Below are 15899 nucleotides of genomic sequence, written 5' to 3' on the forward strand. Positions count from 1 at the left end.
ATGACGACTCTCGATTTGGTAACCTTAAGCGAACGGACAAAACAGCATAAAAACGCGCTGATTCATATTGTAAAACCGCCGGTTTGTACTGAGCGGGCGTTGCATTATACCGAGGCTTATCAACAACATCAGGATAAACCGCTGCCGGTTCGGCGGGCGCTGGCACTGGCCCATCACTTACAGCAACGCACTGTTTGGATTAAAAATGATGAGCTAATTATTGGTAATCAGGCCAGCCAATTACGCGCCGCGCCGATTTTTCCTGAATACACCGTGGGCTGGATTGAGAGTGAAATTGACGCGTTAGCCGACCGCCCCGGTGCCGGTTTCTCAGTCAGTGAAGCCGACAAAACGGTATTACACCAGCTGTGCCCATGGTGGCGCGGGCAAACAGTGCAAGACCGCTGCTACGGCATGTTTACTGATGAGCAAAAAGCGCTGTTGGCGACCGGCATTATAAAAGCCGAGGGCAATATGACCTCCGGCGATGCGCATTTGGCGGTTAACTTCCCGTTATTGCTAGAAAAAGGGCTGGATGGTCTGCGCAGTAAAGTGGCCAGCCGTCGCTCTCGGCTGCAACTGACTGACTGGAGTGACCTGCACAAAGAACAATTCCTGAAAGCGATTGATATCTCGCTGGCTGCTCTGAGCGCACATATTGAGCGCTACGCCGCAGTAGCCCGGCAAATGGCGGAAGAAGAAACGCGTGAATGGCGGCGCACTGAACTACAAGAAATCGCCGAAAACTGTGAGCTGATTGCTCATCAGCCGCCGCAAACTTTCTGGCAAGCGCTGCAATTGTGCTATTTCATTCAACTAATTTTGCAAATTGAATCCAATGGTCATTCCGTCTCGTTTGGCCGTTTGGACCAATATCTGTATCCATGGTATCGCCGCGATGTTGAGTTGGAAAATACCCTCAGCCGCGAGCATGCCATTGAGATGCTGCATAGCTGCTGGCTGAAATTGCTGGAAGTGAACAAAATCCGCTCCGGTTCGCACTCCAAGGCCTCGGCGGGTAGCCCGCTTTATCAAAACGTCACTATCGGCGGGCAAAAATTGGTGCAGGGCAAAGCCATTGATGCGGTGAATCCGCTCTCTTATGCGGTGCTGGAATCCTGTGGGCGCTTACGTTCAACCCAGCCGAATCTCAGTGTTCGCTATCATGCCGGTATCAGTGATGATTTCCTCGATGCTTGCGTGCAAGTCATTCGCTGTGGTTTTGGTATGCCCGCATTTAATAATGACGAAATTGTTATTCCCGAATTTATCAAACTGGGTGTCGAGCCGCAGGATGCCTATGATTACGCGGCGATTGGCTGCATTGAAACCGCCGTCGGCGGCAAGTGGGGCTACCGCTGCACCGGCATGAGTTTCATTAACTTCGCCAGAGTGATGTTGGCTGCGTTGGAGCAAGGTCGCGATGCCACTTCCGGCCAGGTATTCTTGCCACAAGAGCAAGGATTGTCGAAAGGTAACTTTAGCGATTTCTCTCAAGTCATGGCGCAATGGGATGCGCAGATTCGCTATTACACCCGCAAATCCATTGAAATAGAGTGTGTGGTGGACACTATATTGGAAGAAAACGCCCACGATATCGTCTGTTCAGCGCTGGTGGATGATTGCATTGAGCGCGGCAAAAGTATCAAACAGGGCGGAGCGCGCTACGACTGGGTTTCTGGTTTGCAAGTCGGGATTGCCAATTTGGGTAACAGTCTGGCGGCTGTGCGCAAATTGGTATTTGAACAACAACTTATCAGCCAAAAACAGCTGGCCACTGCATTAGCCAATGATTTTGCTGGTCTGAATGGCGAGCAGCTACGCCAGCATTTGATTAATTCAGCGCCGAAATACGGCAATGATGTTGATGATGTCGACCAACTGTTAGTGCGGGCTTATCAGACTTACATTGATGAGCTGAAGCAATATCACAATACGCGTTTTGGTCGCGGCCCGATTGGCGGCACTTATTATGCGGGAACCTCGTCTATCTCTGCCAACGTGCCATTTGGTGCGGCGACCATGGCAACACCCGATGGCCGTAAAGCGCACAGCCCATTGGCGGAGGGGGCAAGCCCCGCTTCTGGCACTGACCATCTGGGGCCAACGGCGGTGTTTAACTCATTGTCAAAATTGCCGACGGCTTCGATTCTGGGCGGCGTGTTGCTCAATCAAAAGTTGAACCCGTCCACATTGGATAATCCGCGTGACCGCGAAAAGTTGATGATGATGCTGCGCACTTTCTTTGAGGAGTATCTGGGCTGGCATGTGCAATACAACATTGTGTCGCGTGAAACCTTGCTGGAAGCCAAGCAGCACCCGGATCGCTACCGTGATTTAGTGGTCAGAGTTGCCGGTTACTCGGCATTCTTCACCGCGCTGTCGCCGGATGCACAGGACGATATTATCGCCCGCACTGAACATACTTTGTAATTTAGTCTTGCTTTACCGAGTAGCAAAAGTTTCTGAGTAATGGTGTATTTCACCAGCCAGTGGTTTATGCCACTGGCTTTTTTTATCCTTGGTATGAACTGCATGACAATATTTAGGGGCGGGTGTCTAAAAAACGAGCTTGACGCGTGGCTACGTTGTAGCTACAATAAAATAACTTAATGGAGGTTATTATGACTGATACTGTTGTTCGCGCACGAGTCTCACCTGCATCTAAAGCTGCTGCGATGGCGAATGCAAAAGCGCTTGGCCTTGATTTATCTACCGTGATCCGCATGGTAGTTAATCGCCTTGCTGTTAATGCAGAGCTTCCCATAGATTTACTCCAACCTAATCAGGAAACGCTACAAGCTATCCGTGACCTAGAGAATGGGGTAGAAGTTCATCGTGTTGATACGGTTGATGCACTCAAACGCGATCTTGGTTGGTAAACATGCTTGAGATTGTTTATCAGAGCCGCTTTAAAAAAGATGCAAAACGGTATACAAACAATAAAAAAGCACAGAAAGTTATTTTAGAAACTATTTCGCTATTACAAACGGGCGAAATACTCCCGCAAAAATACAAAGAACACCCCTTGATCGGTAACTATATTGGTTATCTTGAATGCCATGGCATGCCAGATTTGCTGTTAATTTATCAACGTAGTGACGGTTATCTTAAGTTATACCGCGTGGGAAGCCATTCTGATTTATTTTAGCATGGGCAAGTACCATACAGGTTGAATAACAGTAATATGCTCTATCAAAGATACTCGTAGTATTTCCTGTCATTATAATACCCACAATAGCTGTTTCTGGCGCTGGAGCCTGGAATGAAATCTGCATTAACCTTTTCCCGCCGTATCAATCCGGTTTTTCTCGCTTTCTTTGTGGTGGCTTTTCTTTCTGGTATTGCGGGTGCCTTGCAAGCTCCGACCTTAAGTCTGTTTTTAAGCACCGAAGTCAAAGTGCGGCCACTATGGGTTGGGCTGTTTTACACCGTGAATGCTATTGCCGGGATTACCGTCAGCTTTGTGCTGGCCAAGCGCTCGGACTCGCGCGGGGATCGGCGCAAACTCATTATGGTTTGCTACTTAATGGCGGTGGGGAACTGCCTGTTATTTGCCTTTAATCGTGATTATCTGACCTTGATCACCGCCGGAGTGGTGTTGGCCGCCGTGGCTAACACCGCCATGCCGCAAATTTTCGCTCTAGCGCGTGAATATGCTGATAGCTCGGCCCGCGAAGTGGTGATGTTCAGCTCCATTATGCGTGCGCAGCTCTCATTGGCTTGGGTTATCGGGCCGCCGCTGTCATTTATGCTGGCGCTGAATTATGGCTTTACCCTGATGTTCAGCATTGCGGCCGGTGTTTTTGTGCTGAGCGCGCTGGTGGTGTGGTTTATTCTGCCGTCGGTGCAGCGGGCAGAGCCGGTAGCGGATGCCCCAGCGGTGGCGCAAGTGAGCTTGTTTGCTGATAAAAACGTGTTGTTATTGTTTATTGCTTCAATGCTGATGTGGACTTGCAATACCATGTATATCATTGATATGCCTTTATATATCACCGCAAACTTGGGGTTACCTGAGCGGTTAGCGGGTTTATTGATGGGGACGGCGGCCGGGCTGGAAATTCCTATCATGTTGTTGGCGGGGTATTCAGTCAGACGTTTTGGTAAGCGCAAAATCATGTTGTTTGCGGTGCTGGCTGGCGTGCTGTTTTATACCGGATTGGTGCTGTTTAAATTCAAAACCGCCCTGATGTTATTGCAGATTTTTAATGCCATTTTCATCGGCATTGTCGCCGGGATTGGTATGCTTTATTTTCAGGATTTAATGCCCGGCAGGGCAGGAGCCGCTACCACGTTGTTTACCAACAGTATTTCAACCGGGGTGATTCTGGCAGGGGTGCTGCAAGGGGTATTAACGGAAACTTGGGGACATGATTCGGTGTATGTCATGGCGATGATTCTCGCCATTCTCTCACTTATCATTTGTGCGCGAGTCAGAGAAGCTTAGCACCCCGCAGGTTCGGGCAGGATAGGGGCGATGGTGTTAATCGCCCGGACAGTTAAACCAATATAATCATGAGAATACCCCCAAAACCCAACGCAGTGATCTTGGGGGTAATTGTTGTTTATTCGACCGGTTTTAATCGGGCCACAAAGTGGCGTAGAACTGGCGGTTCGTAGGTGAAAGTCAAACCTTTGATTTCCTCGGCGCGTGATTTGAGTGAAATCAGTGCATCCGCAATATAGTCCATATGGTCATTGGTGTAGACCCGGCGCGGGATGGTCAAGCGCAGCAATTCCAATGGCGATGGTTTTTGTTGGCCGGTTTCCGGATCACGGCCTAGCAGCAATGAACCAATCTCCACACTGCGGATTCCCGCCTCCAGATACAGGGCATTATTCAGGGCTTGTGCTGGGAATTGTTCGGCTGGAATATGTGGCAGCAGGATTTTGGCATCAACAAATACGGCATGACCGCCAGTCGGATATTGAATGGGGATGCCGCCAGCCCGCAGGCGCTCGCCCAAATACTCGACCTGACCAATACGGTAAGTCAGGAAGTCTTCATTCATTCCCTCTTCCAGCCCAATCGCCAGCGCTTCCATGTCGCGGCCAGCCAAACCACCATAAGTCACAAAACCTTCCATTGGCACACAACGGATGCGAACGTCGTTGAACAGGTCTTCATCGGCACGGAAACAGCATAAGCCGCCAATGTTTACCAGCGAGTCTTTTTTGGCTGACATGGTGAGCATATCGCCATACTGATACATTTCCAGAATGATCTCTTTGATCGACTTATCGCCATAACCCGGCTCGCGCTGCTTGATAAACCAGGCGTTTTCACAGAAGCGGGCGGAGTCAATCACCACTGGAATATTATGCTGTTGAGCAATTCGATATACTTCGCGCATATTACTCATTGAAACTGGCTGCCCGCCGGAGCTGTTGCAAGTGACGGTGGTAATAATTGACACCACATTGTCAGCACCATGCTCGGCAATAGTGGCTTTCAGTTGGTCTAAATCGAAATCCCCTTTCCAGTCATAATAAGTCACAGTATCAAAGGCTTTCGGGGTGACCACGTTGATAGCTTTCGCCCCATTGATCTCAACATGGGCGGCGGTGGTATCAAAGTGGAAGTTGGAAATAAAAACGGGATTCTTGGCTCCCCCTGCTTTTTGTTTTTTGACAATGAGGCAAGGGAATAGAATTTGTTCCGCGCCGCGGCCCTGATGTGTTGGGATAGTAAATGGGTAGCCAATCAGTTTTTTAACCTGGTCACACAAGTGATAATAGTTACGCGAGCCAGCATAGGATTCATCGCCCATCATTAAGCCAGCCCACTGGCGGTCACTCATCGCCCCGGTGCCAGAGTCAGTCAGTAAATCAATATAAATATCTTCACTGGGGAGTAAGAATGGGTTGTAGCCCGCCTCAATCAGTGCTTTCTCACGATCCTCCCGGTTAGTCATCCGAATATTTTCTACCATTTTAATACGGAAAGGTTCAGGAATGCGTTTCATGGCTTATAACTCCAAATACCCGTCGTACTTGAAATCGCAGGGGCGTTAGCTGCCGATCTGCAACTCCAATGACTTTGGCTATATATTAAAAATGCTGTCATTTAGTGACGAGCGAAAGTCATTATTCGCATCACCTATGACGGCAAAAAAATAAAGAAATGAGATTTTCAGCCGAAGCTGAATAAGCAATGGGGGAATTAACGCGGGAAATCGTTGGCGAGGCGGTAATCTATATTAAACCAAGCTCGGCTATCGCCGGAGATACGTGCTTCGTAACGCAATATAATGCGTGCCATAAGGCGACCTCTAGGGAGGAAATAGTCAATTACAGCATAGCGTTGTTGAAGAAATAAAAAGTGACCGTCAGCACAAATTACAATCAATGCAGAATATATTATAATTATTAATGTTTATGCAATTGAATAGATTAAGGTGCTGATTTGTATTTTGTTGATTATTATCATATTTTTATTACTTATCGGGTAAGGGGTAAAATGGTAATGGGTTTTTGATTAGGGTTTTTGATTGTTTTTTTTGATTAGAGTTTAGATGGGGTTTGAATTGTTGGGTCAGGAAGCCTGACACCAACAATATACTCACAAAATGAATTAAAAATAATTAACGTAGGAATTCTGGCTGTTGTTTTTCGTAGGCTGAAATATTACTTTCATGCTGTAGTGTCAGGCCAATGCTGTCTAAACCGTTAATCATACAATGACGGCGGAAACTATCAATTTCGAAAGAATAACTTTTCCCACCGGCATTTACCGTCTGGTGCTCTAAATCGACAATAAATTCGATGCCTTCATTCTCTTTAACCAATTGGAATAAAGTATCAATATCCGCTTCATTTAATGTGACCGGCAATAACTGGTTATTAAATGAATTGCCGTAAAAAATATCAGCAAAACTTGGGGCGATAACCACTTTGAAACCGAAATCTGTCAGTGCCCAAGGCGCATGTTCGCGTGATGAGCCGCAGCCGAAGTTTTCGCGGGCTAACAAAATGGTCGCGCCCTGATAGCGCGGTTGGTTCAGCACAAATTCAGGGTTGGGCACTTTGCCAGCATCATCGAGAAAACGCCAGTCGTTAAACAGATGTTGACCAAAACCGGTGCGCGTCACTTTTTGCAAAAACTGTTTCGGGATAATCGCGTCAGTGTCGACGTTTGCCGCATCCAATGGAACGACCAAACCCTTATGTTGAACCAAACCCGTTTGTTGAGCCAAACCAGAGTGTTGAGTAAATTTTGTCATGGTGGTGTCTCCGATTAGTGGGTGGCGGCGGATAAGTCGCGGACATCAGCAAAGTGACCACTGACTGCCGCTGCGGCAGCCATTGCCGGGCTAACCAAATGGGTGCGGCCTCCACGGCCCTGACGCCCTTCAAAATTCCGGTTGCTGGTGGAAGCACAGCGCTCGCCTGGCTCCAGGCGGTCATTATTCATCGCCAAACACATAGAGCAGCCGGGTAAACGCCACTCAAAACCGGCTTCGATAAAGATTTTATCCAAACCTTCTGCTTCGGCCTGCGCTTTCACCGGGCCGGAGCCGGGCACCACAATAGCCTGTACGCCGGTCGCCACTTTGCGCCCTTGCGCCACGGCGGCAGCGGCACGTAAATCTTCAATGCGCGAGTTGGTGCAAGAGCCGATAAAGACTTTATCAATCGCCACTTCGGTCAACTTGATACCAGGGCGCAAGTCCATATAAGCCAAGGCTTTTTCTGCCGAGGCGCGCTCAACCGGATCACTGAAAGATTCCGGTGCCGGGATGATTTCATTCACCGCGATGACTTGGCCCGGATTGGTGCCCCAAGTCACTTGTGGCGCTATCTCGGCAGCATCTAAGGTGACGACAGTATCGAATTTGGCGTCAGCATCAGATTTCAAGCTGCGCCAGTAAGCCACACCTTGCTCCCATTGCTCGCCAGTTGGTGCAAATTGTCGGCCTTTCAGATAGTTAAAAGTGGTGTCGTCCGGTGCAACTAAACCGGCTTTAGCGCCCATTTCAATCGCCATATTGCACAAAGTCATCCGGCCTTCCATGCTCAGCGCTTCAATCGCACTGCCGCAGAATTCCACCACATGGCCAGTACCCCCGGCGCTGCCGGTTTTGCCGATAATTGCCAGCACGATATCTTTAGCGGTAATACCGGGGCCAACATCCCCATTAACTTCAATTTTCATGGTCTTGGCGCGGCCCTGTTTCAGGGTTTGGGTGGCCAACACGTGCTCAACTTCTGAGGTACCGATACCAAATGCCAATGAGCCAAATGCGCCGTGAGTCGCGGTGTGGGAGTCTCCGCACACAATCGTCATGCCCGGCAGAGTCATTCCTTGCTCTGGGCCAATCACATGCACGATGCCCTGGAATGGGTGATTCAAATCATATAAAGAAACGCCAAATTCAGCACAGTTTTTGATCAACTCTTGCATCTGAATGCGCGCCATTTCGCCGCTGGCATTGATATCTTTGGTTTGCGTCGAAACGTTGTGATCCATGGTGGCAAAGGTCTTACCCGGCTGACGTACCGGGCGGCCCATGGCCCGCAAGCCGTCAAAGGCCTGCGGCGAGGTCACTTCATGCACTAAGTGGCGGTCGATATACAACAGCGGGGTTTCATTTGGCGCTTCGTGCACGATATGCGCATCATACAACTTTTGATATAACGTCTTGTTTTGATATAACGTCTTGCCCATGTTAAACCCCCTCCGCCACAAATTTAGCGATGATATCGCCCATTTCATTGGTGCCGATTGCTTTGCCATCACCGGCTAAATCAGCGGTGCGATAGCCTTGTTCCAATGCTTGATTGATGGCGTTTTCAATCGCGTCAGCTGCGTCGTCTTTACCCAAACTAAAGCGCAACAACAGGGCCAAAGACAGAATTTGCGCAATAGGGTTGGCAATATTTTGGCCCGCGATATCCGGTGCGGAGCCGCCAGCGGGTTCATACAAACCAAAACCTTGCTCATTCAAACTGGCGGACGGCAGCATGCCCATCGAGCCGGTTATCATCGCGCATTCATCGGACAAAATATCGCCAAATAAGTTGGAGCACAGCAACACGTCAAACTGGGATGGATCTTTAATTAACTGCATGGTGGCGTTATCAATATACATATGGGATAACGCAACATCTGGATAATCGGCGGCAATGGCGGTGACCACTTCGCGCCACAGAATTGAACTTTGCAACACATTGGCTTTATCAATAGAAGTAACTTTGCCACGGCGTTTACGTGCAGATTCAAAAGCAATGTGGGCAATGCGTTCAATTTCAAAGCGGTGATAAACTTCAGTATCAAATGCACGTTCGTGCATACCTTGGCCTTCACGACCTTTGGGTTGACCGAAATAGATACCGCCGGTTAATTCACGCACGCACAGAATATCGAAACCTCGAGCAGCAATATCACTGCGCAATGGGCAGAAATCTTCTAAACCTTGATACAAACGCGCAGGGCGTAAGTTGCTGAATAATTTAAAATGTTTGCGCAAGGGTAACAATGCACCGCGCTCAGGTTGTTCCGCTGGTGGCAAATGTTCCCATTTGGGGCCGCCCACGGAGCCAAATAAAATGGCGTCAGCTTGCTCGCACCCGCTCACGGTAGCCGGTGGCAATGGGCTGCCATGACGGTCAATGGCAGCACCGCCCACATCATATTTGCTGGTGGTGATTTTGATGCTGAAGCGCTGGCGCACCGCATCCAATACTTTTTCCGCCTGAGTCATTACTTCAGGGCCAATACCGTCTCCGGGTAAAACGGCAATATGATAAGTCTGAGTCATGTTCACACCATTTCCTGATTATTTTGTTGCAAGCGCTGCTTCTCGATTTCGACCTGATGAGCGCGCCAGATGTTATTTAATACGTGAACCAATGCTTTTGCGGATGACTCGACAATATCTGTTGCCAGGCCCACACCATGGAAACGGCGGCCTTTGTGGTCAACCACGATATCAACCTGACCCAATGCGTCTTTACCCTGACCATTGGCAGACAGTTGATATTTCACCAGTTCAATCGGGTAGTCGGTAATGCGGTTGATGGCCTGGTACACTGCATCGACCGGGCCATTACCGGTGGCCGCTTCTGATTTAACTTCTTCACCACAGACCAATTTTACTGATGCTGTCGCCATCACGCTGGAGCCAGACTGCACACTGAAATAGTCTAAACGGTAATGTTCTGGCTCTTCCTGCTGCTTATTAATGAAAGCCAATGCTTCCAAATCGTAATCAAAAACCTGGCCTTTCTTATCCGCTAATTTCAAAAATGCGTCATATAAGGAGTCCAAATTATAGTCTTTATCCTGATAACCCATCTCTTCCATACGGTGTTTTACGGCGGCACGACCCGAGCGGGAAGTCAGATTCAACTGCACTTCTTTCAAGCCGATGGACTGCGGGGTCATGATTTCGTAGTTTTCGCGATTTTTCAGCACGCCATCCTGATGGATACCGGAGGAGTGGGCAAAAGCATTGCTGCCGACAATGGCTTTATTGGCAGGTATTGGCATGTTGCATAACTTACTGACCAATTGGCTGGTGCGGTAAATTTCTTGATGATTAATATTGGTATGCACGCCTAACATGTTTTCGCGCACTTTAATCGCCATGATCACTTCTTCCAGTGAACAGTTACCTGCGCGCTCGCCCAAACCATTTATAGTCCCTTCGACCTGGCGCGCCCCGGCTTGCACCGCGGTAATGGAGTTGGCTACTGACATGCCCAAGTCGTCATGGCAATGGACAGAGATAATGGCTTTATCAATATTGGGCACCCGATTATACAAATCAGTGATGATTCCACCGAACTGATAAGGCGTGGTGTAGCCGACAGTATCAGGGATATTGATGGTTGTGGCACCGGCATTGATCGCGGCCTCTACAATGCGGCACAAGTTATCAATGGGGGTGCGCCCCGCATCTTCGCAAGAGAATTCCACATCATTGGTATAGTTACGGGCGCGTTTTACCGAGTGAACGGCCATCGCCAACACATCGTCAAACGAGCGCTTTAATTTGGATTCAATATGTAAAGTAGAGGTCGCCAAAAACACATGAATTCGGAATGCTTCAGCAATACGCAAAGCTTCAGCAGCAACATCTATATCTTTGTCTACACAGCGTGCCAAGGCGCAAACCCGGCTGTTTTTTACTTGCTGAGCAATGGTGCGGACTGACTCAAAATCGCCAGGAGAGGAAACCGGGAAACCGACTTCCATGACATCGACACCCATTCTTTCCAATGCTAACGCAATTTGCAGCTTTTCTTTAACACTCAAGCTGGCTTGTAATGCTTGTTCACCGTCGCGCAAGGTTGTATCGAAAATAATGACTTGTTGGCTCATGGGTTGTTCCTTGTCGTGTTTACATTTGCGCTTAGCGGGTAAAAAAAAACCCGCGCATTTGCGCGGGCTTGTTAATCTTGATGGCTGAATCAGTTCTGATTTCCGTCCACCAACATACCGCGCAAGTGAGATGCGTTGAGTAGTAGGCCTAGTAGACGGGTTGAGTAGAACATAATTTTTCAGTTTCTCATTAGTTAAAATATTGCGTTGCCTAAATTGATACGTGAATTCTATGGTTGTGTCAACATTTGTTTAAAATGGCGTGTTCAACTGGTTACGAGGATACTGAATTCAGTATAACGGCACAAAAAACTTAAAAATTAATTTTTAAAGATTTTTAATCTAACTATCTAAACTGTGGATTTTGCATTATTTGGCATAATACTCAAAATGCGGGGGATTGTGCTTTTTGTCTATGTGATGAATTGATAGCCTGTTTACTTTCTCTCTGTGGCTCTGATGAGTTGTTTTTCAACTCTGTTCAGGGATAATTAAATTAACAGGTTAATAATTAACCACAGGCAGTCTTATTTTTTATACAGATAGTGAATTTACACAGCAGTTATTTTATCTTAATGTATATCTTTGCTCTTGTTTTTTATACTTCATGACTATTTATATTAATTATAATTAGATTTAGTGAGGTATTTTATGTTTTTTGTGTTTTTCTTAATATAATTAAGGGTTAATAAGTTATAAGTGAAGAATTTATTATTCATTAATGTCATAGTTGTTAATCCTCTCATTTTGTGATGTGAACATGTCAAAAGTTCTATTATTAATATTGATGAGGTATGGCCTTAATATTGACAATTTAGATTGATTTTATTTACCATGCAAAATATTTTGCATATTCTTCTTGTTTATATATTTGTCTATGGGTTTTACTGATCACCAAATGCATTAGGTGTGATTTATATTTTCACACTTATACAAGGATGAGACTCGATTTTACCTCTTAAGGTATTAAAGAGAATATTGGCATTATTAATGATAAGTGTTCAAAGATATTTTGAAACAATAATGAATATCTATGAGATTACTTATTAATCATGCCATCTGCATAAAGCTTAGTGGAGTTAAGCATGTTTGAACACAACTTAGGAATCGACAGTCAAGTTACTAAAAAGGAAGGGAGCGACGTCCATTTACGCAGTGTCGACCTCAATCTATTAACTGTTTTCGATGCTGTGATGCAAATGCATAATGTGACACGTGCTGCACAGTCACTGGGGATGTCCCAGCCTGCAGTGAGCAACGCCGTTGCTCGTCTCAAAGTGATGTTTAATGACGAGCTGTTTGTTCGCTATGGCCGAGGTATCCAGCCAACCGCCAGAGCGCGCCAGCTTTTTGGGCCGGTACGACAGGCATTACAATTAGTGCAAAATGAGTTGCCAGGTGCGGGGTTTGAAGCCAAAAGTAGTGGGCGAGTATTTAATTTATCTATTTGTAGCCCTCTGGATATTAGGCTAACCGCACAAATCATACAGCAGGTTAATCAATTAGCACCCAGTGTTCAGCTCATTATTAGATCTTATCTTAATGAGAATATTGAACATCAGTTACGTTATCAAGAAACCGAATTTGTTATCGGTTATACCAAGTTCGAACGCTCCGATTTTCATGATATATCATTATCCTTGGATGAATCCGTTTTGGCAGTGTCTAAAGATCACCCGCGTATTGATAATTCAATCACTCAAGAACAACTTCTTTCTGAATTACATGCGGTGGTGTCCTTAGATAAAGTAGGTTCTTTCAGTGAGCTTTATTATGATTCGACCATCAGTAGCCAAACTATCGCTTATGAAAGCACGGATATGAACAGTGTGCTGAATATTGTCTCTCAAACTAGCCTTGTTGCAATTGCGCCTCGTTGGTTAGTTCAAACATACAGCGAGGCCCTTAATCTGAAACTTATCCCGTTACCGTGGGAGGAAACATGTCGCTCATGTTATCTCACTTGGCATGAATCAACGGATAGAGATAAGGGACATCAATGGATGAAAGAATTACTCGGCCAGCTTAGTATTCCTTCTTAATTATTATCGTTAAGTCCTGCTACTGAAATGGTTTTATTCTCAGTGGCAGGCAAGGGCCACAGCCTAATTTAAAATGAATCTTTTTGTATCCCATCCAGCAAAATATTTTTACCCATCTTGATTCTCTTTCCGTCGTCCTGAATGCTGTATTTTTCGTCAAAATCTATTTCAGCTCACACTTCTGCGCTGAATTTTGTTTGCCATAAGCGATAGAGTGGGTAGACTGCGCGAAAAAAGTGAACGACTGTAAGCTGAAAGCCCATAAGCAAAAGCGGTAGTACACTTTAACAAATGATTTCTCAGCGAGCTGCGATGTTATGACTCAACTATTAGATAAATATCACCTTGTGCGCCGGTTGCGCCAACAAATAAGCCAGAGAGCTGACAAGGTCGCGTTCCGTGAATGGTCGCCAGAAGGCGAAAATCAACTGACCTGGCGGCAGATTGATACTCATGTGACGCGAATTTCAGCGGCTTTGTTGTCTTTGGGTGTTGCAATCCAAGAGCGTGTTGGGATTTTTGCTAATAACAGCATGGCTTGGTCATTAGCCGATTTAGCTATTTTACAAATTCGCGGTGTGAGCGTGCCGTTGTATGCCACCAATACAACCGCTCAAGCTGTTTATGTAATGAATGATGCTGATGTGCGCATTTTATTTGTCGGTGGACAAGCGCAGTTTGATGTCGCAATTACACTCAAGCCGCTATGCCCACAATTGAGCCAAATTGTGGTATTAGACCCCCATGTAGATTTACGTGGCTGTGAATATGCCCAACATTTAGCTGATTTTGAACAGCAGCCAGATGCGGTTCTGCAACATTTATTAACCGCACGTATAGATGGTTGCGATTTAAGTGATTTATTCACATTGATTTATACTTCGGGCACGACCGGCGAGCCGAAAGGGGTGATGCTGGAGTACCGGAATATGGCCGCTCAGCTCTATTTGCATGACCAGCGCTTGACCCTGACACCTGAAGATACCTCTCTTAGTTTCCTGCCGCTGTCTCATGTGTTTGAGCGGGCCTGGAGTTTCTATGTCATGCATACCGGCGCGCAAAATGTGTATATCAGTGACACCAATTGGGTGCGAGCCGCGATGCAGGCAGTAAAACCGACGGTTATGTGTGCGGTTCCGCGCTTCTACGAAAAAGTGTTCAGCGCTATAAATGATAAAGTTGCCTCGGCAAAATGGCATCGCCGGATGTTATTTAACTGGGCGGTTCGGTGTGGCGAGCGCAAATTCCAAGCTTTGCAAAGTGGGCAAACCTCCTCGTGGCTCTCAGAGCAGATGTTTAAGCTGGCGGATCGTCTGGTATTGAGTAAATTGCGCGACCTGCTGGGGGGGAAAGTGCGTTTCTTGCCGGCCGCCGGTGCACGGTTGGATGACAATATTATTCTGTTTTTCCAGGCCATTGGCGTCAATATCAAGTACGGCTATGGTATGACAGAAACCTGCGCCACGGTTTCTTGTTGGGAGGATAAAGACTTCCGGTTTGGTTCTATCGGTAAGCCATTACCGGGGATCGAAGTGCGTTTGGGCGCTGAAAATGAAATTCAAGTGCGCGGCCCGGTTGTCATGCGCGGCTATTTCAATAAACCTCAAGAGACCGCAGAATCTCTCACTGAGGATGGTTGGCTCAAAACCGGTGATGCCGGTGCGCTAGATGCTCAGGGGAATTTATTCATCACCGAGCGGCTGAAAGATTTGATGAAAACATCGGGCGGAAAATACATTGCGCCGCAGATGATTGAGGGCACTCTCAATCAGGATCGCTTTATCGAGCAAGTTGCGATTATTGCCGATACCCGCAAATTTGTTTCGGCGCTGATTGTCCCGTGCTTCGAATCGCTGGAAGAATATGCGCATTCGATAAACCTGAAATATCACGACCGGCTCGAACTGTTACGTCATAGTCATATTGTCAGTTTGTTCGAGCAACGGCTGAAAGATATGCAAAAAGAGCTGGCAAAGTTCGAGCAAGTTAAGCGCTTTACTCTGTTGCCGCAGGCTTTCACGATGGAAACAGGTGAATTGACACCTACTATGAAATTACGGCGTAAAATCATTCTCCAGAACTATCAGAATGAAATTGACTCCATGTACCGCGATTAACCCATCCACGTTTTCACTGCATTGGCCGGTATTTGTCTGACGATACCGGCCAGTTTTGCTGTTTTTCTAACCAGCCGTTTCTCTTCCCCTTCCTACATGCGTAACAGCGATTATTTTGCTGTAGCCATGGATAAAAATTATCAGCCTGATTTAGTTCTATAATTGGGTGTTAATGCGACGTTAAAAACAAGAATTCCCATCCTCAGGCAGTGTTTTATTTTCAGAATGAAGTCAAATACAGGGTGTGGCCGACAGAATTGACTTTAGGTGAGAGAATTGTTGTTTGCCTGCCAGAAATTCTGACGTTATGTTAATGAGTTAGTTACGTTAATAAATATCCCAATACTTATAAGCAAAGAATAACAAGCAAAGAATAGGAATACGGGGCGTTGTGCCTCTCCTACCGGGTTTCGT

Annotated in this window: 12 protein-coding genes; 6 read left to right on the forward strand and 6 right to left on the reverse strand. The window is 46.7% G+C overall.

Annotation, left to right across the window (positions count from 1 at the left end):
• The 4 genes from OP863_RS03405 (at position 1) to OP863_RS03420 (ending at position 4447) form a co-directional block, all read left to right on the forward strand.
• Complete coding sequence (locus tag OP863_RS03405) at positions 1 to 2433, forward strand: formate C-acetyltransferase/glycerol dehydratase family glycyl radical enzyme (RefSeq protein ID WP_145591693.1); 2433 nt, start codon at positions 1 to 3, stop codon at positions 2431 to 2433.
• 245 nt (positions 2434 to 2678) lie between these two features.
• A complete protein-coding gene (locus OP863_RS03410) occupies positions 2679 to 2882 on the forward strand; it encodes a type II toxin-antitoxin system RelB/DinJ family antitoxin (RefSeq protein ID WP_235895416.1) in 204 nt (67 codons plus the stop codon).
• Between the two features lie 2 nt (positions 2883 to 2884).
• Complete coding sequence (locus tag OP863_RS03415; protein ID WP_145591695.1) at positions 2885 to 3151, forward strand: type II toxin-antitoxin system YafQ family toxin; 267 nt, start codon at positions 2885 to 2887, stop codon at positions 3149 to 3151.
• Positions 3152 to 3265: 114 nt separating this feature from the next.
• Positions 3266 to 4447, forward strand: coding sequence for a sugar efflux transporter (locus OP863_RS03420; RefSeq protein WP_145587305.1), 1182 nt, complete (start codon positions 3266 to 3268; stop codon positions 4445 to 4447).
• A 118-nt stretch (positions 4448 to 4565) separates the two neighbouring features.
• On the opposite strand, the gene tnaA is transcribed toward OP863_RS03420, so the two are convergent.
• The 6 genes from tnaA to leuA all read right to left on the reverse strand — a co-directional run bounded on the left by tnaA (position 4566) and on the right by leuA (position 11326).
• On the reverse strand, positions 4566 to 5966 hold the full coding sequence (gene tnaA / locus OP863_RS03425; RefSeq protein ID WP_265525895.1) for a tryptophanase: 1401 nt from the start codon (positions 5964 to 5966) through the stop codon (positions 4566 to 4568).
• A gap of 197 nt (positions 5967 to 6163) precedes the next feature.
• Positions 6164 to 6262: a tryptophanase leader peptide gene (gene tnaC, locus OP863_RS03430; RefSeq protein ID WP_145591697.1), complete on the reverse strand. Its 99-nt coding sequence runs from the start codon at positions 6260 to 6262 to the stop codon at positions 6164 to 6166.
• Positions 6263 to 6584: 322 nt separating this feature from the next.
• Positions 6585 to 7223, reverse strand: coding sequence for a 3-isopropylmalate dehydratase small subunit (gene leuD / locus OP863_RS03435; RefSeq protein WP_038636333.1), 639 nt, complete (start codon positions 7221 to 7223; stop codon positions 6585 to 6587).
• A gap of 14 nt (positions 7224 to 7237) precedes the next feature.
• Positions 7238 to 8668, reverse strand: coding sequence for a 3-isopropylmalate dehydratase large subunit (gene leuC / locus OP863_RS03440; protein ID WP_050113688.1), 1431 nt, complete (start codon positions 8666 to 8668; stop codon positions 7238 to 7240).
• Position 8669: 1 nt separating this feature from the next.
• Positions 8670 to 9761: a 3-isopropylmalate dehydrogenase gene (leuB, locus tag OP863_RS03445; RefSeq protein WP_145587303.1), complete on the reverse strand. Its 1092-nt coding sequence runs from the start codon at positions 9759 to 9761 to the stop codon at positions 8670 to 8672.
• Positions 9762 to 9763: 2 nt separating this feature from the next.
• A complete protein-coding gene (gene leuA, locus OP863_RS03450) occupies positions 9764 to 11326 on the reverse strand; it encodes a 2-isopropylmalate synthase (protein ID WP_004388981.1) in 1563 nt (520 codons plus the stop codon).
• Positions 11327 to 12411: 1085 nt separating this feature from the next.
• On the opposite strand from leuA, the gene leuO reads away from it, so the two are divergent.
• Complete coding sequence (gene leuO, locus OP863_RS03455) at positions 12412 to 13368, forward strand: transcriptional regulator LeuO (RefSeq protein WP_050291598.1); 957 nt, start codon at positions 12412 to 12414, stop codon at positions 13366 to 13368.
• 317 nt (positions 13369 to 13685) lie between these two features.
• Positions 13686 to 15485, forward strand: a complete 1800-nt coding sequence (locus OP863_RS03460; RefSeq protein WP_038636322.1) for an AMP-dependent synthetase/ligase — start codon at positions 13686 to 13688, stop codon at positions 15483 to 15485.
• Positions 15486 to 15899 lie beyond the last annotated feature (414 nt).

The organism is Yersinia sp. SCPM-O-B-9106 (C-191), assembly GCF_026183365.1.
Lineage (GTDB): Bacteria > Pseudomonadota > Gammaproteobacteria > Enterobacterales > Enterobacteriaceae > Yersinia > Yersinia rochesterensis.